The organism is Flavobacteriales bacterium (assembly GCA_016700415.1).
Classification (GTDB): Bacteria; Bacteroidota; Bacteroidia; order Flavobacteriales_F; family PHOS-HE28; genus PHOS-HE28.
Window position 1 is genome coordinate 3,260,617 of record CP065018.1, and the last position, 24,346, is coordinate 3,284,962.

At 59.5% G+C, this 24,346-nt stretch carries 15 protein-coding genes; 6 read left to right on the top strand and 9 right to left on the bottom strand.

Annotation, left to right across the window (positions count from 1 at the left end):
• The first annotated feature begins 86 nt into the window (after positions 1-86).
• The 3 genes from IPP95_13600 (at position 87) to IPP95_13610 (ending at position 2,746) form a co-directional block, all read left to right on the top strand.
• A complete protein-coding gene (locus IPP95_13600) occupies positions 87-581 on the top strand; it encodes a hypothetical protein (protein ID QQS74278.1) in 495 nt (164 codons plus the stop codon).
• Complete coding sequence (locus IPP95_13605) at positions 581-1,273, top strand: nucleotidyl transferase AbiEii/AbiGii toxin family protein (protein QQS72191.1); 693 nt, start codon at positions 581-583, stop codon at positions 1,271-1,273. The genes IPP95_13600 and IPP95_13605 overlap by 1 nt, the downstream gene beginning before the upstream one ends.
• Before the next feature lie 192 nt (positions 1,274-1,465).
• Positions 1,466-2,746: a 4-hydroxybutyrate CoA-transferase gene (locus IPP95_13610; protein QQS74279.1), complete on the top strand. Its 1,281-nt coding sequence runs from the start codon at positions 1,466-1,468 to the stop codon at positions 2,744-2,746.
• Between the two features lie 234 nt (positions 2,747-2,980).
• Here IPP95_13610 and IPP95_13615 read toward each other — a convergent pair whose 3' ends face one another.
• Both IPP95_13615 and IPP95_13620 read right to left on the bottom strand, forming a co-directional pair.
• Positions 2,981-3,787: a universal stress protein gene (locus IPP95_13615; GenBank protein QQS72192.1), complete on the bottom strand. Its 807-nt coding sequence runs from the start codon at positions 3,785-3,787 to the stop codon at positions 2,981-2,983.
• 167 nt (positions 3,788-3,954) lie between these two features.
• Positions 3,955-4,392 (bottom strand): OsmC family protein, encoded by a 438-nt coding sequence (locus IPP95_13620; GenBank protein ID QQS72193.1) that lies wholly within the window; start codon positions 4,390-4,392, stop codon positions 3,955-3,957.
• Between the two features lie 434 nt (positions 4,393-4,826).
• On the opposite strand from IPP95_13620, the gene IPP95_13625 reads away from it, so the two are divergent.
• Positions 4,827-6,695 (top strand): hypothetical protein, encoded by a 1,869-nt coding sequence (locus IPP95_13625; GenBank protein QQS72194.1) that lies wholly within the window; start codon positions 4,827-4,829, stop codon positions 6,693-6,695.
• 37 nt (positions 6,696-6,732) lie between these two features.
• Here the strand turns inward: IPP95_13625 and IPP95_13630 are convergent, their stop codons facing one another.
• The 6 genes from IPP95_13630 to IPP95_13655 all read right to left on the bottom strand — a co-directional run bounded on the left by IPP95_13630 (position 6,733) and on the right by IPP95_13655 (position 20,690).
• Positions 6,733-9,408 (bottom strand): DUF11 domain-containing protein, encoded by a 2,676-nt coding sequence (locus tag IPP95_13630; protein QQS72195.1) that lies wholly within the window; start codon positions 9,406-9,408, stop codon positions 6,733-6,735.
• A complete protein-coding gene (locus IPP95_13635; protein QQS72196.1) occupies positions 9,405-11,654 on the bottom strand; it encodes a T9SS type A sorting domain-containing protein in 2,250 nt (749 codons plus the stop codon). Before IPP95_13635 ends, IPP95_13630 begins: the two co-directional genes overlap by 4 nt.
• Positions 11,651-13,765: a T9SS type A sorting domain-containing protein gene (locus IPP95_13640; GenBank protein QQS72197.1), complete on the bottom strand. Its 2,115-nt coding sequence runs from the start codon at positions 13,763-13,765 to the stop codon at positions 11,651-11,653. The genes IPP95_13635 and IPP95_13640 overlap by 4 nt, the downstream gene beginning before the upstream one ends.
• A 77-nt stretch (positions 13,766-13,842) precedes the next feature.
• Positions 13,843-16,131 carry a T9SS type A sorting domain-containing protein gene (locus IPP95_13645; protein ID QQS72198.1) on the bottom strand — a complete coding sequence of 763 codons (2,289 nt, stop codon included), beginning with the start codon at positions 16,129-16,131 and terminating at the stop codon, positions 13,843-13,845.
• Positions 16,128-18,392, bottom strand: a complete 2,265-nt coding sequence (locus IPP95_13650; GenBank protein ID QQS72199.1) for a hypothetical protein — start codon at positions 18,390-18,392, stop codon at positions 16,128-16,130. The genes IPP95_13645 and IPP95_13650 overlap by 4 nt, the downstream gene beginning before the upstream one ends.
• 114 nt (positions 18,393-18,506) lie before the next feature.
• The gene (locus IPP95_13655; GenBank protein QQS72200.1) at positions 18,507-20,690 is read right to left on the bottom strand and encodes a SprB repeat-containing protein; all 2,184 of its coding nucleotides are present in this window, start codon (positions 20,688-20,690) and stop codon (positions 18,507-18,509) included.
• A gap of 123 nt (positions 20,691-20,813) precedes the next feature.
• Here IPP95_13655 and IPP95_13660 point away from each other — a divergent pair, with 123 nt between their 5' ends.
• On the top strand, positions 20,814-21,593 hold the full coding sequence (locus IPP95_13660; protein ID QQS72201.1) for an SOS response-associated peptidase: 780 nt from the start codon (positions 20,814-20,816) through the stop codon (positions 21,591-21,593).
• A 45-nt stretch (positions 21,594-21,638) separates the two neighbouring features.
• Here IPP95_13660 and IPP95_13665 read toward each other — a convergent pair whose 3' ends face one another.
• The gene (locus tag IPP95_13665) at positions 21,639-22,262 is read right to left on the bottom strand and encodes a hypothetical protein (GenBank protein ID QQS72202.1); all 624 of its coding nucleotides are present in this window, start codon (positions 22,260-22,262) and stop codon (positions 21,639-21,641) included.
• A 204-nt stretch (positions 22,263-22,466) separates the two neighbouring features.
• On the opposite strand from IPP95_13665, the gene IPP95_13670 reads away from it, so the two are divergent.
• Positions 22,467-24,326 carry a tetratricopeptide repeat protein gene (locus tag IPP95_13670; GenBank protein QQS72203.1) on the top strand — a complete coding sequence of 620 codons (1,860 nt, stop codon included), beginning with the start codon at positions 22,467-22,469 and terminating at the stop codon, positions 24,324-24,326.
• Positions 24,327-24,346: the final 20 nt, after the last annotated feature.

Below are 24,346 nucleotides of genomic sequence, written 5' to 3' on the forward strand. Positions count from 1 at the left end.
AAGTGAGGAACACTTTGTCGTCCTCGCTCGTTCCGAGTCCTATATTTGCAATTCATGAATCGTGAAACATGAAGAACTCGAATGGAATGCGCCCGCAGGATGTGGCGGTGCTGTTGAAGATCGTGCGCATGGGCAAGCAGCCTTGGCTGGCCAAGGATTTGGCAGCAGCGCTTCACCTGAGCCCGGCGGAAGTGAGCAATTCGCTCAGCCGTTCGGCCTTGGCCGGGCTGCTCGATAGTTCGAAGCGCGTTGTGTCGCGGGGCAACCTGCTCGACTTTCTTCGGCATGGCCTTCCTTACGTGTTCCCGCAATTGCCGGGCGGTCTGGTGCGGGGCGTTCCCACGGCGCATTCGGCCTCGCCGTTGAATGCTAAATTCCAGAGCGAGGAGGCTTACGTGTGGCCATCGGGCAAGGGAACGATGAAGGGGCAGGCTATTGCGCCCTTGTATCCCGGCGCGGTGGACGCGGCGCTGGAGGACGAGGACCTGCATCAACTTCTCGCCCTTGTGGATGCCTTGCGCGTGGGACGCAGTCGCGAGCGCGCCGAGGCCGCCAAGGAATTGGCCAAGCGGATGAAGTGATGCGGGACGCAGTGAACATCCAAGCTGTGCAGCTAGTGGCCGATGGTCTGAAGGAACTGCGCGACCAAGTGGTCTTTGTCGGCGGTTCGGTGGTCAGTCTCTACGCGAACGATCCCGGTGCTGATGTTCCACGCCCCACCTCGGACATCGATCTGGTGGTGGTCGTTTCCAGTTATGCGGAATACGAAAAATTGGAGGTGCGATTGCAGGAACTGGGTTTCCAGCACTCTCCGGAGGACAAGATCCTGTGCCGCTATCGCTTTCATGGGGTGATGGTGGACATCATGCCCACGGATGTCCCGGCCATCGGCCCGACGAATCCGTGGTTCGTTCCCGGAATGGAGCATGCGGTGGACCATGGGCTTCCGGACGGCGGAACGATCAAGCTGTTGACCGCGCCCTATTATCTGGCCACCAAACTAGAGGCGTTCAAGGGACGTGGCGACGACATGCGTACGAGCAAGGACTTCGAGGACATCATTTTCGTGCTGGACGGTCGCATAGGGGTCTTGGAGGAACTGCAGGAGGCTCCGGTGGACGTGCGCGAATACTTGAAGGCGGCGTTCAAGGGGCTAATGAGGCGAAGGGGATTCACTGAAGCGGTTGTTGGTCATCTAGATCAACGGGTGGCAGCGGAAAGGTCTGCGCTGGTCTATGAGGTGATCAGTCGCGTAGTGGCAAGCGGCGAATGACCGTTCCGAAGTGAAGGCCGGTTGCGCATCCAATACGCGAACGCCCCCGTGCCGCCGCACGGGGGCGTTCGCGTTCGTACCGCCCGGCCTCGCGATGGCGGCCGAACGATCGTCATCGCGAAGCCCGCCCCCGGCCCCTACCTTGGCCAATGCGGCAGCGGGGCTTCCCGCGCCGCCGTTATGCGGAAGAACATGGGCAAATACATGTCCGCCGAGCAGGCGGTATCCTTGGTGAAGAGCGGGCAGCGGGTGTTCGTACATGGCAGCGCGGCCACGCCGCTGGTGCTGATGCGCGCGCTCTTCGCGCGGGCGGCGGAGCTGAGCCGGGTGGAGCTGGTGAGCATCAGCACCATCGGCCCGCTGGACCTGCAGCAGCCCGAGGTGCAGCGGGCTTTTTTCATGAACAGCCTCTTCGTGAGCGACAACGTGCGCACCGCCGTGAACGGGCCGCACGGCGACTACGTGCCGGTCTTCCTCAGTGAGATCCCCCGGCTGTTCGAAGGCGTGCTGCCGCTGGACGTGGCGCTGCTGCACGTGTCGCCGCCGGATGCGCACGGCTATTGCTCCTTGGGCGTGAGCGTGGACGTGGCCCGGGCGGCGGTGCGCAACGCCGCGGTGCTCATTGCCCAAGTGAACCCGCGCATGCCGCGCACCCATGGCGAGGGGCAGGTACACAGCAGCCGCTTCACGGCGATGGTGGAGGTGGACGAAGCCTTGCCGGAGGTGGATTATTCCAGCGCCATCGGCCCGGTGGAGGAGCGCATCGGAGCGCTGTGTTCCGATCTGATCGAGGACGGGAGCACGTTGCAGATGGGCATCGGCGCCATCCCGGACGCGATCCTGCGCGGGCTGCGGGACCACAAGGACCTCGGCGTGCATACCGAGATGCTCAGTGACGGACTGCTGCCCCTGCTGGACCTCGGCGTGATCACGGGCAGCCAAAAGCGCAGGCACCCCGGGCGCATCGTCACCAGCTTCGCCTTGGGCAGCCGTGCGCTCTACGACCGGGTGGACGACAATCCGCTCTTCGCCTTTCTGGACACCGCCTATGTGAACAGCGGCCATGTGATCCGGCAGAACCCCAAGGTGGTGGCCATCAACAGCGCCATCGCGCTGGACCTCACCGGGCAGGTGTGCGCGGACAGCATCGGTATGCGCCAGTACAGCGGCGTGGGCGGCCAGATGGATTTTATGCGCGGCGCCGCCTTGAGCGAGGGCGGCAAGCCCATCATCGCCATGGCCAGTACGACCCGCACGGGCGCCAGCAAGATCGTGCCCTTCCTCGCGGAAGGTTCCGGCGTGGTGACCACCCGCGCCCACGTCCACCACGTGGCCACCGAGCACGGCATCGTGGACCTCTACGGCAAGAGCCTGCGCCAACGCGCGGAACTGCTCACAAGCATCGCCCATCCGGACCAACGCGAAGAGTTGGACCGTGCAACCTCCGAACGTTTCGGACCGAAGTTCCGATGAATCTCCGCGGAGGACGGGATCGCGCGACGGCCTTTCCGGGCGACAACGGCCGAAGGGTCGCTGCAAAGGTTTTTATCCACAGATGACACAGATGGCGCGTTGCGCTATGGGTACGTCGGCAGCCGACCTTATCCGTGTCATCAACGCCATCTGCGGACAACCATCGGCAGCCGGCATTATCGGTGTTCATCCGTGTTCATCCGTGGTTTAGCTCCTTCTTCAAGGCAGCACCCACTATTCGTGCAACACCAGCAGGGGCACCGTGGTGTTCAGCGCCATGCGCTTGGCCACGCTGCGGTGGAACAGCTCGTCCAGCCAGCCTAATTTGCGGTGCAGTACCGCCAGCATGCCGTAGTCCCCGCTGTCCGCCAGAAGGGCCAGGCTCTCGGTAACGTTGGTCCCCGCAGTGGAAGCGGTGCTGGTCTTGATCCCTTTGAAGATATCGGAATTACCGGCCGATCCCGGTTCCGGCCCGCGGACCACCTCATCCTTGTTCACATGCACGAAGTCGATCCCGGCCCCGTAGTGTTTGGCGAGCTGCACCAAGGGGAGGAGCGTCTTCAGGTCGGCCACCTCCTCGCGATCGTCCGCGTAGAGGATCTTCCCGATCGGTCCCGCTTCCCATTCCGGGGGCACCACGATCACCGGGCCGCCCGCGTTCCGCGCCACCACTTCGGCATTGCTGCCCCATTTCAGCGCACCGCCTTCGCCCCGCGTGCCCATCACTACCATGTCCACCGGGTTCTCCTCGGTGTAACGTTGGACCACGGCGAACACGCTGCCGTTCGCCACCACGTCCTGGATGTCCAAGGTCTTCCCGGGGTGCAAGGCCCGGATCTCCGCCGTGAAGGCATCCAGTTCCTCGCGGGCCTGCTGCTTCACGAACCGGATAAATTCCGGGACCAGCGAGGGCCGCGGCACATCGCCGACGGAGAGGAGCAAGGTGAACCGGTTCTGTTCGGCGCCAAAGGCGTCCAGCGCGAAGAGGACCGCCTTGCGGGAACCTTCGCTCATGTCGGTGGGGATGAGGATCTGTGCCATCTGTTCAGTTTTATTGCGGTGATAGGGACCGCTGCCAAACAAGGTACGAACGGGACAAGATGCTGAATTGACGAAGCTCAGCTATGCAAGATCGCGACGCCGTCATCGCTCCGCGGGGCCTTGTCCGTCGGGTCCATAACTATGTTCCGCGGGATCTGTTAAGGATCTCACTTCACCAAGGAGGCGCTCAGCGTAATGGGCACTGCCTTCAGCGCTTGGCTGATGGGGCAGTTCACCTTGGCTTCCTCGGCGCACGCATCGAAGTCCGCTTGGCTGATGCCGGGCACCTTCGCCTTCAGCACCAAGTGGATGCCGACGATGCCGTTCCCGCCATCCACGGGGCCGAGCTTCACTTCGGAATCGCAGTCCAGCTCGTCCGGCGTAAAGCCTTTGTTGCCCAGCACGAAGCTCAGCTTCATGGTGAAGCAGCCCGCGTGCGCGGCCGCGATCAGCTCTTCCGGGTTGGTGCCGGCCTTGCCGTCCTCGCTTACAAAGCGCGTGTGGAAGGTATAGGGCGTATCCTTCAGCACACCGCTGGTACTGGTGAGTTTGCCTTTGCCTTCTTTGCCGGTTCCTTTCCAAATGGCCTTGCTTGATCGGATCATGATGTGCTTTTTTGTTCGGGTTCGTAGAGGGTCCCAAAGGTAGGGCAGGGGGCAGGGGCGCCTGTTCCGCGGCTGCCGCTCGCGCCTGACGGCATGATGGGTAAATACGAACCGTGCTCCGCGCGCCGTCGCCGTAGCGCTTTGGCGAAGGAGCCCGACTCGGCCTTCGCAGCCGCTTCGGCGAAGTAGGCAGCAGCTACGCCCGGACGAGTGAACCACGGATGCACACGGATAAACACGGATACCAACGTACCGGCCTCACCAGAGGGTCCATTGCTGCTGTCCATGATCTCGGCAATCCGTGTTTATCCGTGTGCATCCGTGGTTTATAAAAAACATGGATGGCGATCCCGCCGAACGGCGGGCGCTCAGACGCGAAAGCCCTGCGTTCCGACCATGGGCCATGCTGCCGGTGCCGTACCTTCCCCACGGTCATGAAGCGCACGCACTGGTTGGTCCTTTTCCTGTTGCTCGGGAGTTTCTCCCGAGCGACGGACCAACAACGGATCGACTCCTTGCTGGCCGTGTCCCGGACCATCCCGGTGGCTCCGGCACAAGTGCGGGCCTTGAACCGGATATCGGTGATCTATGCGGGCCGGCGATCCCGATCGGCCAAGGATTCGTCCATGTTCTATTCCCAGCAGGCCATTGCGTTGGCGCGGCGGATCGGCGATGAAGAGGGGCTTGCGGAGGCGCTCTACGATCTTGGGAAATACTACGTGGGCGTGGCCGGAAGTCCTGCCAAGGCCACGGAGAACCTGCTGGAAAGCCTTGAACTGTACACACAGCTCAACGACCGGTCGGGCATTTCCATGTGCCACATGCAGCTGGGCCTGGTCAGCTACATACTGAAATATTACGAGGACGCGGTGAAGAACCTGGACCTCTCGCTCAAGGCGGAGGATAACCCGACCGCCACCTACCTGATGGCACTGTCCTACACGGAACTCGACAGCTTTTCGCTCGCCAAGGCGTACTTCTCCCGCGCCATCACCGACTATACGGACCGTGCGAACGCCGAACGGTTGGCCGAATGCCACTTGTACTTGGGGCGCTTGTACCTACGGACGGGGGCGCTGGACTCCGCCCTGTACTACATGAAGATGGCCATGGAAAGCAGGGCCCTGGTCGGGGATCCACGGGACATGGTGCGACCCTATGCGTTCGTGTCGGAGGTCTATCTCCGGTCCAACGATCTTGACCGGGCCATCCACTTTGCAGAACGCAGCTATGAGCTGGAAACAGGCCAGCAGGACAAGAACCAGGACATGATCAGTTTGATCCAAGCGACCAAGACCTTGAGCGAAGCGTACGCCTTGAAGGGGCGCTACGAGAAGGCCTATTTCTTCCTGGACCTGTACAACAAGGCCAGCGACCGGGATGCGAGAGGCAGCATCAAGCAGAAGGTCGCCGACATGCAGAGCATGTTCGATTTTGAACAGCGCATGAACCTGCAGCAGGTGCGGCAGGAGAAGGACCGGGAGATCGCCCAAGCGCAGATCGCGAAGGAAAGGATACTGCGGAACGCCTTCCTGGTGGGGACGGTCCTGTTGCTGCTGCTGCTGATCGGGCTGTACAAGCGTTACCGGTTCAAGCGGCGCTCCAATCAGACCTTGGTGGAGCTCAATGAGGAGGTGACGCGGGAGAAGGAACGCTCGGACCATCTGTTGCTGAACATCCTACCGGAGGACGTGGCCGAGGAGCTGAAGATGAACGGTGAGGCGGCGGCGCGATCCATCGAGCATGTCACGGTCCTGTTCACCGACTTCAAGGGCTTCATCGCCGTGAGCGAACAGTTGGGCCCGAGGGAGCTCGTACATGCCCTGAACGAGTGTTTCTCGGCCTTCGATGGGATCATGGAGAAGTGGGGCATAGAGAAGATCAAGACCATCGGTGATGCGTACATGGCGGCGGGAGGGTTGCCATTACCGGACGAGGGGCATGCCCGGAAGGTGATCCACGCGGCCTTCGAAATGCGCGACTTCGTGGAAGCGGAAAAGGCGCGGAAGATCGCGGCCGGGGCACCGTATTTCGAGATCCGTATCGGCATGCATACCGGACCGGTGGTGGCGGGCATCGTTGGCGTGAAAAAATTCCAGTATGACATCTGGGGCGATACGGTGAACACGGCGAGCCGAATGGAAAGCAGCGGCGAGGTCGGAAAGGTCAATATCAGCGGGTCCACCTACGCGCTGGTGAAGGATGATCCGGAGTTCAACTTCACACCGCGCGGTATGATCGAGGCGAAAGGCAAGGGAGAGATGGAGATGTATTTCGTGGAGCGCGCTCCTGATAGAGGCTGACCGTACCGATCACACCGCCCGTGGTCAATGCTCCGTCTTAGGGCAGTTGTTCGGTGATCACGGTCGTGGGCGATAAGCCACCGATGTTCAGCAGCAGCAGGTCCCGGTCGTTGTCCGCACCGGTGTACTTCACCGTTCCGTCCATGTTCGCATCCTCGCGGTGGTAGCCCGTGCTTGTGGCGGTGGGCATCACGCCCCCGACCTCCTGAAGGATGAGGTCGCGGTCGTTGTTGTCGCCGGTGTACTTCAGCTCGCCATCGCCTTGGCAATCACCTGCCCAAAGCGCGCGCCGTGTACCGATCGTGGCTTGCGCATCGGTGCCGTACGTGGCGGTGCCCGGTATGCTGAAGTCGACGACCGTCGTGGTGTTGCCCAAGGCGAAGGATGCATTGCTCATCACCCCCAAGTGGTTCCTGTGGCGAAGAGCGACATGGTAGTTCCCCGCCGCGATGTTGAAGAATACCGGACCGGTCCCGCTGGTGCCGGCCACATCACCGTCGCGTTGCAGCAAGGCGCTTTTCGTCGCCACCACGGCATATGGTGCCGTGCTGCTCCGCAATTCCACCACCACCCAGTCCACGATGGCATCATCGCCGCTCACGGCCAGCACCGCGGACGTCGTGGTCTCCCCACCACCGTTCACATGGGGATAGCCCAATGCGGTGTAGGGTTCAGTGAACGGGATCAGCTCTGCGGCGCGCAGGCCGTCGCTCATGCGTTGCGTGGCTTCCTCGTAAGGCCCGCCCAATAGCATTCGGGGTGAAATGGCCACACCCGGAGATGCAACGGTCAGGATGGATGGATCCGTGATCACCGGCGGGTTGAAGTCGAAGAAGATGTTGGCGATGTTCTCGATGGTCGTTCCGGGCACCACCGGGTCACGAGGCTTGATGCGGAAACTCACGAAGCCATGGCTTGCTGCTTCGTTCACGTTGCTGTCCGGCAAGAAGATGTTCGCGAACGTGAAGCGCAGCACCCCGTGCCCCAGCAAGCTGCGCGTAGCGGCGTGCGAACTGGCACCCCATTGGATGGACGCAGGGTCCAACGTCGCAGGAAGCGTATCCGTCACGATCACATTGAAGGCGGTGTCCGTTCCGGTGTTCTGGAAGCGGATGGTGTAACCGATCCTTTCATCGGAGTTGATGAAGTAGAGCTCATCACTGGCGCGCGAGCTGGTGGTGGCCACCTTGTCGTTGGGGTCGAAGCTGCCCGTTACGGTCACGCTGGTGCTTGCTGTGTTGTTGGCAGCGATCACATCCGTGTTCGCGGTGGAGAACACCACCGAAGCATTCAGCACCGTACCGATCAAACCCACATCGGGCGGCACTTGCATCCGCACTTGGATGCTCCTTTGGGCGAATGCACTGAGGCTGCCCTGGTCCCATGTGATCGTGTTCCCCGCCACGGTACCCGCCGGGCTCGATGAGAGCACTGTTATCGCCGGGTCGAAAGTGAAGGTGGTGACCGTGTTGCCGGTTACCGCTGGCGTGAGGTTCGATTGGCGGATGGCGTAGTTCAATTCGAAGCCGGGACGCGCCGGTCCACTGGCGATCCTCACCTCGGCATCCAGCGGCACCAAGGAAGTGTCGGCGATGTTCAGCGTTTGCATGCCAACAACGTTCACAGGAGCCGGAGGTGTCGGGCAATGCTGCGCGATGTCCGTGGCGATCTGTTCCACGGTGTAGGCACCGGTGGGCAGGTTGATGCTGTACTTCCCGTTCGATGCCGCGGTGGCATAATAGGGCCCGGGTTGGAATTCCAGGATGGCACCGGGCACGCGCGTCTCACTGCTGCCGCCCATGACGCAGTCCGCGTTGTTGTCCATGTACACCGTGCCGTTCACATTGCCGCATGCCGGGCCGAGGTCGGGCACGGTCACCATGATCGAATCGCCGCATTGGGCACGCAGGAAGGTGCCGTTCGGGCCAGAGCCCAGACCGATGATGCGTTGCACCAGCCAGTAATCGCCGGGAAGGAGGCCGGTGAACGTGCTCGTCATGGCGGTAGGGCCGGAGTATGCGTTCTGCACCACTTGGCCGGTGGAATTTTTCAATTCGAGGTCGAGGACCTGGCCGTGCCCTTCAGCTGTAAGCGCCACATCGAGGCTTCCGGTTGCCGTTGATGCGCAAGCTCCTTCGATGTTCAACACGGCCATTGCGGGAAAGATCACCGGATACCCGATGTGCAGGGTCACCGATCCCAAGCAGCCATTCCCGTCGGCATACGCGGTCTGGAATGAACTGCCGGGCGCACCTTGCACCACGACAAGGATGTCGCCGCCCATGTCCTCGGTCACCACGCCCCCGAGGGAGATCGGGCCCTGGATCGGAAGGTCATAATTCCCTGATGCGAATTGCCACGGGCTGAAGGTGGCGAAGCTGTGCGGATCGCAATACGCCCAAGGCACATCCCAGTCCCTGTTCGGAAATTCCGCATAGCCGTCCACTGTGGCCTCTTCCGTGGCCTGTGTGCCCATGAAGTCGGTAACGGTCAAGCTGTAGGTGCCTGCTTCCACATTCCATAGTTCCGGGGAAGTGGACCCGTTGCTCCAGGCGTAGGTGTAGGGTGGCACACCTCCGCTCGCATAGGCGGATACTTGGCCATTGGGAACCCCGCAATATTGATGGACAATGGAGAACGTCACGGTAAGCGCGTTCGCTGCACCAGCGTACAGTGCCAAGGCGATCAATAGTTGGTTGCGGAACGACTTCATTTACCAGCTTCTTTAATGAATGATGCGGTGGTGCTGCCCTTTGTTCCGATCGTCCGCAGCAAGTAGGTGCCATTGGCCAAGGTGGAGATGTCGATCCCTTCCGCTCCGGAGGTGAGCGTTGCTTGAAGGACGATCCTGCCGTCCACGGCTTGAATGGTGATGTAGTATGGCGTGCCTCCGCACTCCGGGCAAGAAGCGTAGATCCGGTCGCTCGCCGGGTTCGGGTACACCTTGGACCCGTCCCTCATCACTTCACCCACCGCCGTACTGAAGTCCGCCACCAGCACGCTCGGCTCGGTGGTCACCGGCGGGTTGAAATCGAAGTAGATGTTGGCGGAATTGCTGATCTCCGTTCCCGGCAACAGGGGCAGCACCGGACGAATGCGGAATGTCACTTGCCCATGACTGCGGCCCTCGTTCACGTTGCTGTCCGGAAGCAGGATGTTGGCGAAGCGCCACTCCACGGTACGGCCGGGTTTGAAGCTTACTTCGAACGGATGCGATGCGATCCCTTGTTCAAAGGTTCCCATGTCCAAGGTCGCAGGAAGTACATCGCGGACCACCACGGTGAAGGCTGTATCCGTACCTGTGTTCTGGAAGCGGATGGTGTAGTCCATCCATTCGTCCTGATCGATGAAATAGAGGCTCTCGCTCGCACCGGTGCTGGTGTGCACCAACTTGTCGTTCGGGTCATAGCTCGCGGTGAACACGGCATTCCATGTGGCTGCGTTGTTCGCGAGATCGGATTCGGTAATGCTTTGGCTGGCACTTGCCAGATGGCTGAAGGGTAGCCCGAAGAGCCCAATGTCGGCCGGGACCTGCAGCAGGACGGATGCTTCCACTTGATCAAATCCATTGAGCGCAGGCAAGCTCCAGGTCACCGTATTACCCGCCACGGAAAGCGGTGCAGGTTCCGCGCTGATGAAACTCATTTGCGGATCGAATTCCATCGTGGCCGTGATCGATCCGGAAGCTTGTCCACTCGTGTTCCGAATACGCATCCATGTGCTGTGTTCGAAACCGATCCGTGCAGGTCCGGCGCTGATCGTGGTGACCAGGTCCAAGGGCACGAGGCTGCTATCGGCCACATTCACCACTTGGTTCACGCCACTAACGACCACAGGTATCGGCTGCACAGTAGGACAGATCGGGTAGAGTTCCGTGCCCGTGCCTTCCACTTCCATGCTGTAACTCCCATTGGCCAAATTGATCCCGTAATTCCCGTTCGAACTGGTGATCGCATAGAATGGACCCGGTGTGAATTCGATGAGCCGGTGACGCAAGGCCGGATCGTTCGCATCCTTCACACAATCCTGGTCGTGATCGATGAAGACCTGCCCGCTCACTTGTGCGCATTGACCCAGCCAATCCGGAACTTCCACATACATGGAATCCACACAGTAGAGCTGGCCTCCTTCATCATTGGGCACCGTGCCGAGGATATCCGGATCGGTGATGATCCAATACGCTCCCGCAGCGAGGTTGGAGAAGTTGAAGGAGGTGTTGTTGGATACGTCCTGACCACCAAAGTTGAATTGTTGACTGGGAGGGATCTGTCCATTCAATGTGCGGATGTTCACCCGGAAGTATTGCCCGGAAGCCACGCCACTCACCGCTACACTGATGCGTCCGTTGCTCCCATTACACGCACCCAGCACACTAGGGATCTGCACGGTCGGTTGCACGAATGTGGACGAGAGCTGCAGGTAGGTCGATCCCGGACAGCCACTACCATCGGTCCAATCCACCGTTACCCAGCTCCCCGGGGCCGTATCCATCCAGATCGCGTAGTAGCTGTATTGGGCACTCATATCACTGAAGTTGCCGAACAAGGTGCCCGGCGTGGTGATCGAATGTGGCTCGGGTCCATGGTGCGGGTCATCCAAGTAGACAAAGGCATAAGGGTCGTCTCCGGGGCAATTCACGAGGCCGTCGAACCCGCCCTGATAATTCGGGTGAAAGCTGGTCACGAGGATCTCCTCATCGTCCGTGGCCATGTCGCTCAGCGCGTCGGTCACAGTAACCGAATAGATGCCCGGTGGCAGGAATTCGATCACCGGGTCGGTGGAACCATTGCTCCACAGGTAGGTATATGGCCCTGTTCCTCCGGAGACTTCCGCAGTGAGGTAGCCCAGAGACTGGCCGCAAGGTGCATCCGAGGCCTTCCAAATGCTCACTGAAACCGCAGAACATGGGAGCGAGCAGAGCAGGAATGTCGCCAAGGCGATCGTGTTGTTCCGGTTCATGGATGTGTGGATCTGAGCAAGGTGATGGTGCTGACACCTTCGTTGGTCTGTAGACGGAGCATGTACGCTCCGGTAGCAGCCGTGTGGATATCAATGGTCTCTTCGCTGCCTGTGGTTCGTCCGTTCAGCACAATTCGGCCATCCGCTGCAACGAGCGCCCATGGTGCATTGATAGGGGTTCCAGCGGGCCAACTCACACGTACGTGGTCATTGGCAGGGTTCGGGTACAACTTCACTCCATCCCGCTGTCGTTCCACCATCCCCGTACTGAATTCCGCCACCAATACGCTCGGATCGGTGATCACCGGCTCGTTGAAGTCGAAGTAGATGTTGGCGATGTTCTCGATGGTGGTACCGGGAAGCAGTGGCAATACCGGTTTGATCCGGAAGGTCACCAGACCGTGGCTCGCGGCCTCGTTGGCATTGCTGTCCGGCAGGTTGATGTTATCGAAGCGCCACTCCACCACCCTACCGGGCTTGAAGGAAACATCGAATGCATTTGACGCGACACCTTGCTCAAAACTCAGCATGTCCAGGTCCTCGCTGAGCGTATCGGTAACGATCACGAAGTAGGCTTCAGCCGTTCCTGTGTTCTGGAATCGTATCGTGTAGTCGATGTATTCGTCCACATCGATGAAGTAGTTGCTTTCGCTGCTGCGCGAACTGGTCAGAGCGGTCTTGTCGTTCGGGTCGAAACTGCCGACCACCGTTGCAAGGACAGTACGCGTGTTGTTCGTCAGGTCCGGTTCGGGTTCCGTGTTGGACGCAGTGATGGAATGGGTCAAGGTCGTGCCAAGCGCTGTGCCTACTGGTACGTTGGCCACCACATGCATAGCTTCACCTTGGAAGCTGGTGAATGCGGGGAACTCCCACGTCAACGTATTCCCGATCACCGTACTGGGAGTCGGTATTGCACCGAGATAATCGACCGCAGGATCAAGCGTCATCGATACGGAAACAGCTCCGCTCAGCTGCGGTGATCGGTTCCCCACACTACCGTGAATGGTGACATCGAAGCCCGGCCTGGACTGCCCGGAAGCGATGGAAACACCTAGGTCAAGAGGAGCTGTACTTCCATTGGCGAAGTCGATCACGGTCGTGTTCGCGTTCACTGTGAACGGCACGGGTTGGGTTGCGGGGCAGATCGGGATCAACGTCGGGTCGGTCTGTTCCAGTGTGTAATTGCCATTGATGAGTGGGAAAAAGAATGACCCAATTGGGTTGGTCAAAAGCACATCACCGCTGGGTTGAAGCAAGAGTGGACTGTATGGAATGCCGACCTCATCCACATCACGAATGCAATCGCCGTTGGAGTCGTACCAGCTGGTTCCGGAAACCCATCCACATGCCGGACCAAGGCTCGGGACCGTGAACCAAAGTGTGTCATGATCACAAGGCCCGACAAGCAATTCGATCGTAAGTCCAAGACCCCATGTGATGCCATAGTTCCCGGGGAATATGGATGTGATCGTCCCGTCCAAGGTACCGGGGTCCACATTCCCGGAACTGACCAATGCCCCGCTCTCATTGACAAGCATGATGTATGCGTCGTTCACAGTGCTTGGAACTTGGTAGCTCACACTCCCGGTGCTCTGATTGGAGCAAGAAGGCTCAATGTTCGTGATCGTCAACGTAGGCCACGTGGTGATCTGCGGGCCGATGATCCCGCTGATCGTTCCGGTACAGCCATTACCATCCGCAAAGTCGTAGGTATAGGTTCCGCTACCGGGGGGGGAGAAGACGAATAGTCCCTGAACGCTCCCCGGCGCTGGGTCCATGGGTACGCCGTTCACATACCACGGCTCAACGGCACCGGGTGGTGGCTCGAAATCACCCCCCGGGAAGAGCTGTGCGGGTGCATCGCAATACGGCCAGGGCTGGCCCATATTGATCACATAGGGAATGGAGGCGACAACGGTTTGGTCACTGACCTGATCACTGTTCGAATCCGTCACGGTCACCGAATAGTTTCCGTTAACGAGGTTCGTGCGGTACCCCTCTGTGTTTCCGTCGCCCCACAGGTAGGTGTATGGTGGCAAGCCACCCGACACGTTCACAACGATCTCCCCGTTCCCGTAACCACAACGCTCGTGGGAAACGAGCAGGGACATGGATAGGGGATCCGCACTGCAAAGTGTCGGAATTGGTGCGGCAAACAGGAAAAGGCGTAATGCCCAATTCATGGGGGTCAGTATTTGGTGAACCGTTTTGTGATCCTGGTGCCGTCGTCGAAATGCAGTTCTGCGAAGTAGACGCCGGCCGGTAAGCCGGCGGTGTCCATGGAGATGGTAGAACCTTGATGCTTGCTAACGGCGATGGATCGGCCATCCGCAGCGAACAGCCGAAGTGATGTGATGGATCCGCTCGTTACTGCAATGGTGATCCGGTCATGCGCCGGGTTGGGCGAGAAGGACACTCGGCGGTCGACTACGTTACCCGCAACGCCCGTGCTGAACTCCGCCACCAGCACGTTCGGCCCGGTGATCACCGGTTCATTGAAGTCGAAATAGATGTTGGCGGTATTGGCGATCTCGGTTCCGACAAATAGCGGTTGCATCGGCTTGATGCGGAAGCTCACCAAGCCGTGGCTCAGTGCCTCGTTCGTTGTGCTGTCCGGAAGCAGAATGTTCGAGAAACGCCACTCCACCACACGGCCCGCCTTGAAACGAACATCGAACAGGTGGGAAGCCGCACCTTGCTCAAAGCTCGACATGTCCAATGCTGCGCTCAACGTGTCTGTTATGATCACGGTGAAGGCGGTATCGTTCCCGGTGTTCTGGAAGCGGATGGTGTAATCGATATGATCGTCCTGATCGATGAAATACTGCGTATCGCTCAGTCCACTGCTGGTGCGCGCGATCTTATCGTTCGGGTCCAACGATGCGGTAACCACGGTGCCCGCGTTCACTGCATTGTTGGTGTAGTTGCTTTCAGCGAGAGTGTTGGAGACGCTCAGGGCATGGACCACCGGCGTACCCACCGCAGTGCCGACAGGAACAAGTGTTTCCACGGACAGCTGTGCTGAACCGAACAGGCCGAATGCCGGAAGTTCCCACGTCAGCGTGTTGCCCACTACCGTGGTCGGTGCAGGCGTGGCGTTCACATAGTTGACGTCGTTATCCAGGATCAGCGTAATGGTAACAGCACCGCTCTGTTGCGGAGCGAAGTTGTGGACCAGGGCATGGACGAGGCTGATGGATCCCGGTCGCGCAGCGCCGCACGACGCGAAGGCAACAAGGTCCAACGGATGGGTGCTTCCATTGGCCAGGTCGATCGTGGTCCCGTCATCATTCACGGTGAACGGGACCGGCTGGACCACGGGACAAATGGGGATGAGCGAAGGATCCGACTGCGTAAGTGTGTAGGAACCGTCAACGAGTTCGAACTGGTAGGTACCATCCGCGCCGGTGAGGGCCCATTCCGGTCCGGGCTCGATCCGTAGCGTGGTGTAGGGTATGCCAACATCCTCGGCATCGAGCACACAATCGCCATTCACATCGTACCAGCTTGTTCCGGCAACAGTGCCACAGGATACGCCGATGTCCGGGATGGTGAACATCACCGAGTCGGCGCAAGTCCCTATAAAGCTCGGCAGCACACCGAAGAGGCAATACTCGTCCACGTCCAGCACGGCCCAGTAGTCTCCCGGCGCCAGTATGGAGAAGGGAATGTTGAGGCCGGAGAATCCTCCGGGCTGTTCACCCAGACAAGGCGTCTCGTAGACAACCACACCCGATGCGTTCTTCAAGGCGAAGTGCAGGTCGTTGTCGTTCGGAACTGCGGGCACGTATACTGTGGCCGTACCCGTGGCACCATCGCTACAGGAGCCGCCGATGCCCGAAATGGTGATCGCAGGCAATACGACGGGTTCATGGATGTTCCAGAAGAAAGATCCCGGGCAGCCCAAGGCATCGGTGTAGAAGATGTGCGTTGTCCCCGGCGGATCGTTGATCTCGATCACATACCATTGTCCGTTCTGCGAGATCGATTGCCCCAACACCCCGCTGCCGGAGAACGTTGCCGGTGCGATGGGATTGAGCCCACCGGCATCATCGACCGGGAAAAGGGCATATCCCTCACCGTATGTGCATGAACTCATGGTGGCCACCGGGAACACCTGCGGGTACTCGCTCACGAAGGTCACATCGGCGGAGGCCTGCGCCGTAGTACCGTCATCGTCCGTGACCGTGACCGTATACGTACCCACCGGCAGGTCAAAGATCGTGTTCGTGGTAGCCCCATTGCTCCAAGCGATCGTGTAAGGCGGAACACCACCGCTCGGTTGGGCCCTCATGGAACCGCGTGCTTGCCCACAGGGAGCTTGACCTTGATAAACGGTGATGGAAACGGAAAGGCACCAAGCGGATGTGCCGAAGGCCAAAGCCACGCACAGCAATGCTGATCGGTGCAACATGTTCAAGGATCGTGCTGATATGCAGAGCATGATCCGATCCATGGTGGGTGTGCTTGTGTTCATGGTCGGGAGAGTTTTTGGAATGGGATGGTATACCGCCGTTGAGCGGTGAACAGCGTGATCAGGTAGATGCCGTCGCTAAGGGATCCGACATCCACTGATCCGGGCTCGGTGTTGAACATCCCTGAGGCCAGCCTTCGCCCATCCATGCTGGTGATGGTCCACCGCGCGTTCGGCATACCGCTCAGTGCAATGCTATTGATCGCGGGATTAAGAAAAAGCTTCACCTCGGACAGATGTTCATCAATACCCGTACTGAACTCCGCAGTAAGTATGCTCGGCGCGGTGATCACGGGATCATTGAAGTCAAAGAAGATGTTCGCGGTGTTGGTTATCTGCGTGCCCGCTGTGAGCGGAAGGCGCGGGCGGATACGGAAGGAGACGAAGCCGTGGCTGGCCGCTTCGTTGGAATTGCTATCGGGGAGCATGATGTTCGGAAAAATGAACTTCAGTAGGCCTTGGCCGCTCAACGAACGCGTGCCCGTGTGTGAAAAAGCGCCCCACTGCACCGTGGCCGGGTCAAGCGTGTTCGGCAAGGTGTCCGTGATGATCACGGTAAAGGCCGTGTCAGTACCCGTGTTCTGGAAGCGGATGGTGTAGTCGATCCATTCATCCACATCGATGAAGTACTGCGTGCTGCTGGACCGACTGCTTGTGGTGGCGACCTTGTCGTTCGGGTCGAAGCTGCCTGTAACGAGCTGGGCCGATGTGGCCGTGTTGTTCGCAAGGTCGATCTCCGGATTCGCGGTGGTCAGTTCAATGGAGGTGTTCAAGGTGCTTCCGATCAACCCGACATCCGATGCCACCAGGAAATCCACGCGGAAGTCGATCGCTTGAAAGACCGAATTCATCATGAGCTGCGGTGCGGTCCATGTGATGGTGTTGCCCACCACCGAGGTTGGCGTTCTTGTCGCGTTCAAGTACGTCAGGTCCGGGTCGAATTCCATGGAGAGCGTCACCGTGCCAGGCGAGGCCGAGGTAAGGTTCTGCAGGTGAATGCCATAGCGCAACTCGAAACCGGGCCGTGCCGGACCGTTCGCAATGGCCACCTCTACATCCAAGGGCACACCGCCTTCGCAACCGATGTTCAAGGTCTGTGTAACTCCGGCATTGATCGTCACATCTCCCGGGCAAGACTGGGTGAATGTGGGGTTCTGCTCTGTGAACGTGTAGTCGCCGAAAGGCAGTGCAAGGGTGTAGAGCCCAGTGCTCGATGTGGTCACGTAGGTGGGTCCGGGAGTGATGGCGATGATGCTGGAAGGGATGCGGTTCTCACCGCCGTTCCGGATGCAGTTCGCATTCTCATCGATGTACAACTGACCGGTCACCACCCCGCAATCCTCCGTCAACGCGGGTACAGTCACCATGATCGAGTCCTTGCACTCCAGATAGGAATAGGTGCCCTCTTGAAAGATCCCGAGGGCATCGCTGCTCATAATGAGCCAATAATCCCCTGCTTCCAGATCACTGACCGTCTGTCCCGTGGTCCCACTAGCAAGATCGTAACTATAGTTCAAGTGACCACAGGAAGAAGGATCGCCATCGGAGCGCCAACGGATGGAGTAACTCGAATTGATGTCGGTTCCTTGGCAAGCGAAGGTGAAGGAGCCCGTGGTGTAGTTGGGACAACTGGGAGATACATCGATCACCTGCAGGTCCGGCCAGGTCATTTCGCCACCAAGGACCACGTCGAAGGTGCCCGGGCAGCCGTTCGCGTCGGTATAGTCGAGTTGGTAGGAGCCGGGCTGCACACCATCAAAGGTCAAGAGTTCCCAGACGACCCCGTTCGGATCATTGCACGAGGTGGATTGCCCCAAATGCGTTAGTCCCGGACCCGTGAAGCTGTAAGGGTTCGGGCCGTAGATGTCATCTTCCGGCGGTTGCACACCGGGTTGGTTCATACCTGTAAAGACCGCAAGGTGCATGGGATCTCCCGGACAGTGCATGAGGATCGGAGGCAGGTTCACTCCATAATCGTAGCTGTTCAGCAAAGGCACCTCACCGTCCGCTGTGGCCTCGTCCAATTGCGAATCGGTGACCACCACCGTATACATGCCCGGAGGGAGCCCCGGGTTGTACTGTTCCGTGGAACCATTGCTCCATTGGACGTCGTAGGGAGGGACTCCTCCACTGACATTAGCTATGAGGGTCCCCGAGGCCCTGCCGCAATAGGAGGGCCTGACCACACTGATCGTGACCGTGAGCGCTTGTATTGCGATGGATGCGAACAAAGCCGTAGTGAAGAGTAGAGGTCGTTTCATCATCGGCGGGATCGGTTTCTATGGGTAAGACGCAAGAAAGCGGATCGGATGTCTCAATTGGTTCAACTTACTGGCCCGACTGCTCGGACAACAACACATCAGAGATCGCTCCCTGACCTAGTTCTTCACGAAGGTCGAACGCAAGCGATGGCCATCCTCCCGCAAGACCTCCAGAATGTAGATGCCTGCGATCAGTCGGGCCACATCCAGCATCTGCCGGGTTCCTTGTGCGCGTAGTTCCTGTGCCACCCGTCCATCCGTGCTCAGCAACCTCGTCCCGACCATTCGTTGAACGCTCGTAACGTGAAGCATGTCGCTCGCCGGATTGGGGTGGAGCCGGAGTCCCTCTTTTCCATTTTCTTGCACCTCCGTACTGAACTCCGCCACCAGCACGCTCGGCTCCGTGATCACTGGTTCGTTGAAATCGAAATAGATATTCGCGGTGTTCTCGATCACGGTGCCCGGCAACACCGGTTCATTCAACTTGATGCGGAAGCTGGTCAGTCCGTGGCTCGCCGCTTCGTTCACGTTGCTGTCGGGCAAGAGGATATCATTGAATGTCCATTCCACCACGCGGCCTGCTTTGAAATCAACGGTGCAAGGGTGGCTGCATACACCGGGTTGGAAGCTGCTCATGTCCAGCTCGGCGCTTAGTGTATCGGTGATCACCACCGTGAAGGCGGGATCCGTGCCGGTGTTCTGGAAGCGGATCGTATAGTCGATGTATTCATCGTTGTCGATGAAGTAAAGCTCATCGCTGGCCCTGGTACTTGTTCGTGCGGTCTTGTCGTTCGGGTCGTAGCTGCCGGTAACGGTCACGTGTTCTGTGTTGCTGTTGTTCGTGTAGTCCGTTTCGGTCAGCGTGTTCGTTGCACTGAAGGAGCTGGTGAGCACCGTGCCCAATAGCGTGCTTACCGGAATGTTGAACTGCACCGAGACGTGCGCGTATTCGAACGAGGTGAATGGCGGCAACTCCCAGGTGAGGACGTTGCCCACAATGCTGGTGGGAACAGGCGACGCTTCCAAATACGTCATGGAAGGATCGTAGGTGAGCGATGCACTCACGGGTCCGCTCACCTGTGGTGTGGTGTTCCGCACTTGTGCGAAGAGCGTGTGGTCGAAGCCGGGCCGTGCCCGGCTACCGTTCAGCCATGTGCGCAGATCCAACTCGGTGCTACTTCCATTGGCCAGTTCGATATTCACTGGAGTGCTGCCGATGATGAAAGGCACGGGTTGCACGACGGGGCAGATCGGCAACAGGGTAGGGTCCGCCTGTTCCAAGGTGTAGTTGCCGTCGGGCAGATCCATGCTGAAGGTGCCATCGTATTGCGTCAACGCGAAATAGCCGCCGGGTTCTATAGCGAGTACACTATTCGGAATGCCCACTTCACCGGCATCGCGGATGCAATCGCTATTCGGGTCATACCAACTGATGCCGGTCAAGGTGCCGCATTCGGTACCGAGGTCGGGTATGGTGAATTGCAGATCTTGGACGCACTGGGCAGGGGGCCAGGTCGCATGGAGGTCATAGGTGCCCGGAGCAAGGTTCATGAACCGTACACTGTTTGAGGACCAATCCTCGCCGGGTTGCACCAATTGGCCGTTCAGCCGCACTTCGATGAACTGTTGGAACTCCTGGGTCTGAAAGTCGAAGAGCGCACTTCCGCCCATACCTCCAGAACAGGATCCTACAACATCCGATTGTTGGAGGTAGTTGCCCGCGTTGAAGGTGGCAATGTAGGCGTAGCCCGTGCCGGTGCAGCCTAGGGCATCTTCCATGAAGTACGTAACTAGGTCATCTGCACAAAAGCCACCGTACACCGGGCGGCCGGAGGGTTGTTCGTAGCCGAGGATATTCGCACCGCTCGGGAACGAGTAGGTCATCGGGCCGGTACCGCTTTGCAGATCATCGATCATCAGCATCGCGCCATTGCATTCGCCGGGGCAAGCGTGGCCCATGTACCCGATAATGGGTTCCAGGGCAGAGAACAGCCCACCGTACCCCTCCATCAAATTCGCGAGATCATCCACGATGCCGCTTTGCACCGCTGTGGCCAGCAGAGCATCCGTCACGGTCACTTCGTAGGTGCCGGCTTCCAAGTTGGTCAAGCTATCGATGGTGGCCGTGAAACCATTGGGTCCGGTCCACGCATAGGTGTAGGGTCCGGTGCCGCCGTATGGAATAGCCCAAGCCGTACCATTCGCGTTGCCGCAGGTCTCCGGGACCACGTTCACGATCACTTGCAAGGCAGCGCTGGCAGGTAGGGAGAAGGCGAGCGCAAGGAGTAGGAGTATCCGCATGAAATGGTGGTTTCGGAATAAAGACGCGCAATAGGGTAAATGGTGGTCTGGAAATGCCACTATCGGGCAAGATATAGCGGGGCCGCCCTCCTCTTGCTCCCGTCCATCCACGAACTTTGCACCATGTGCTACGGAGTGAAGGCCCGCACGGAGATGTCCCTGCGCATCGCGAAGAGCCGCGGTAACACCGCCGCCGCTGAGCGTTTGGCACAACTGCTCAACCCCTTCCCGGAGTTCGACCACCACTTCGCCAACGGCTTTGCGCACCCGGGCATGGTGGTGTACACCGATGCCGCGCCGCGCGATCCGCAGTTATCCTTTTGGGGCCTGGTGCCCGCATGGGTGAAGGACGACGCCCAGCGCAAGCAGCTCTGGAACCAGACCCTGTTGGCGCGCGGCGAGACCATGTTCGACAAGCCTGCTTTCCGCACTTCCGCCATGGGAAAGCGGGCCATCGTGCATGTGGAGGGCTTCTACGAGCACCATCATTTCGGCAAGCGCACCTATCCGTATTTCATCCGCCTGCGGGACCGCGACCACTTCGCGCTGGCCGCACTATGGGAGCAGTGGAAGGACCGGGAAAGCGGCGAAGTACTGCACACCTTCAGCATCGTCACCACGGAAGCGGACGAGCTGATGCGGCGCATCCACAACAACCCCAAGGCGGAAGGTCCGCGCATGCCGCTGATCCTCACGGAGGAGGAAGAGGAGCAGTGGCTCGCGCCGATCGCATCCCCTGCGGACGAAGCGGCGATCAACGCGTTGATCAAGCCCTATCCGGCGGACGCGCTGTTGGCGCATTCCGTGCGGCCGCTACTGGGCAAGGCCGGATCCGGCAACGTGCCGGAAGCCAGTGAGCCTTTCGAATACCCGGAGCTACAGCTCGCAGACCCGTTGGCGTGAGATCCAAAGGCCACTTCAGTTTTCATCGAACAATGGATCGACCGTCTACGGCTTGAACCGGTACACATAGTTCTTATCCGGGCCGCAGACGGAAGGGCAGGGGAAGCCGCAAACCCGTACGAACTTGGGATCGCTGCCCAAGGGTTCCGCCTTGCCGCCTGTGATCTTCATGGCCGTCAGGCGCATGGTGGTCTCTCCTTTAGCGGTGTCCGGGGCGGCTTGGAGGGCTTGGCAACCTTGGAGATCCGTTAGCGCCTCGATCTCCGTGCGGGTGAACGAGGCGGAGTAGGAGGGATGGCCGGATGCCTGCATGGATGAACAAGCCGTTTTAGCGTCCTTGGAGTTCAATGCGTTCATTTTGATCACGCCGTTCACAAAGCCTAAGCTGACCTGGTACGCATTGCCCTTGTTGATCTCGCTGCCATCGGCATGGATACCGATCGCCATGGCGCTGCCGTCCTTATTTTCAGGAGGCACGAGAACGTTGTAGAAGCGTACGGCCATGGCCTTGTCGTCCTTGAGCATGTCCGCGATCGTGGTGCTGTCGAACAGTGCCTCCGTGAAACCGGGATCAGTTGGCTTCGCGGCCGGTGCGGAGGGTTCCTGCCCCATTAGGTTATGGATCGGCATCAGCAGGGCTAATACGGAGGCGGTGGCAAGTAAACGCATGGTGGTTTGGTGGTTTGGTGTAGGGTGAAGGTAGGCTATTCGGGTAAGCTGGGCGTGCCAACAGGGCCAATGGGCCGAGTTTTCTCATGGCTCCGGATCAATGGGGGCCATCTATCCGGGCGGAACGAAAATCGAAATCCGCCAAATGGTAAAAAGAGGGTATTCGAGCCCCGGGAACCTTGGCATTACCCTACCTTTTCCCCCATGATCGTTCGGTGGAAACGTGCAATGCGGCATTACTGGGATCGACCCGCAGTGCTCGGCACGGTCCTAGCCCTTGTTCTTTGGGCCGCTGCGGACCGTACTTGCGCCGCAAAAGTGGATAAGTCCCCCGAGCTGCAGAAGATCCTGAACGTGGTGGACAGCTTGAAGCAGAACGGCCAGATGGCCCGTGCGGCCGTCCTGCTGGACTCGGCCGTGGTGATGGCACGGGCGGCAGGGGAAGAAAAATTATTGGGCCGCTTGATGTTGGAACAGGCGGCCATGTTGGAGACGAGGGGCGAGAGCGGGAGGGCATTATCCTTGCTTTACGAAGTTATGGCGGACGTCCGCCGATCGGGTGACAGTCTGGGTTTGGCCGAGGTGCTCAACAGCATCGGCACCATCCAGCACAACCAGAAGAACTACGACAAGGCCGAAGAGTACTACCGCAGCAGCGGGGCGATCTATCAGCAATTGGGATCGATGCGGGAAACGGGCAAGTACTGGAACAATCTCGGCTCCCTTTACGAGGACAAAGGCGACCCGGCCCAGGCGCTCACCTTCTATAGGCTTTCCTTAGGCGTATGGCAGGCCTTGCGGAATACCGGCTGGACGGCCGTCAGCTACATGCACCTCGGCACCTGTTACGGCCTGCTGGGCGAGACTGATTCCGCGAGGTACTACCTGAAGCAGAGCATGCGCGATCAGGGCCTCACGAGCAAAGGGTATTTAATGGCTATTACAAAGGTCAGGTACGGTGCCGTCGAGAACCAGGCGGGGCGGCGGGGAGAGGCCTTGCGTTTCTGCGCGGATGGGCTTGCCATGGCGGAGGAACAGCAGGCGCGCATGCTGGAGCAGCAGGCCTGTGAATGCCTCTATGATACCTACGACGCACTGGGCGACAAAGGCCGTGCCCTGGACTACTATCGCCGGTCGATCGTGTTGCGGGACACCCTCTTCGGAGAGGCCAAGATCAAGGAGATGACCCGCATCGAGATGGACCATGAGTTCGCCCAGAGGCAATTGGCGGACAGCCTGAACCGGGCCAAGAAGCAGGTGGAGGAGGAGATGGTCCATCAGGCGGAAGTGACCGGTGAGCGTGAAGCGCGCAACCTCGCACTGTACGGCGCGATCGCGGTGTTCCTGCTGGCCGCCGGCCTCTGGAGCCGCCTGCGTTTCATGCGCATATCCAGTGCCAGGGTCCAACGCGAGCGGGGACGTTCGGAGCGGCTCCTGCTCAACATCCTGCCCGCCACCGTGGCCCAGGAGCTGAAGGACAACGGCAAGGCCATGGCGCGCGATCACCCGTGTGCCACCATCCTCTTCTCCGATTTCAAGGACTTCACCCGGATCAGCCAGACCATGAGCGCCCAGGCCTTGGTGGAGGAGCTGGACCATTGCTTCAAAGCCTTCGACCGCATCGTGGCCGCACACGAGATCGAAAAGATCAAGACCATCGGTGACGCCTACATGTGCGTGGGCGGACTGCCGGGCCTGGCACCGGCAGCACCGGTGGACGTCGTACGCGCCGCTCTGGAGATGCAGGCGTTCATCACGGCGCGCAAGGCCGAGCGTGAAGCCAAGGGGCTCAGTGCCTTCTCCATGCGCGTGGGCATCCACACCGGCCCCGTCGTGGCGGGCATCGTGGGGTTGCGGAAATTCGCTTTTGACATCTGGGGCGATGCCGTGAACACCGCCAACGCCATGGAGCGGAGCGGCGAGGAAGGAAAGGTGAACATCAGCAAAGCGACATATGAACTGGTGAAGGAGGGCCCGGATCTCTCCTTTACCCCGCGCGGCATGGTGGAGGCGAAGGGAAAAGGGGAAATGGAGATGTACTTTGTGGGGCGAAAGATCACATGAAGCCGCTCACTCGGTGCGTT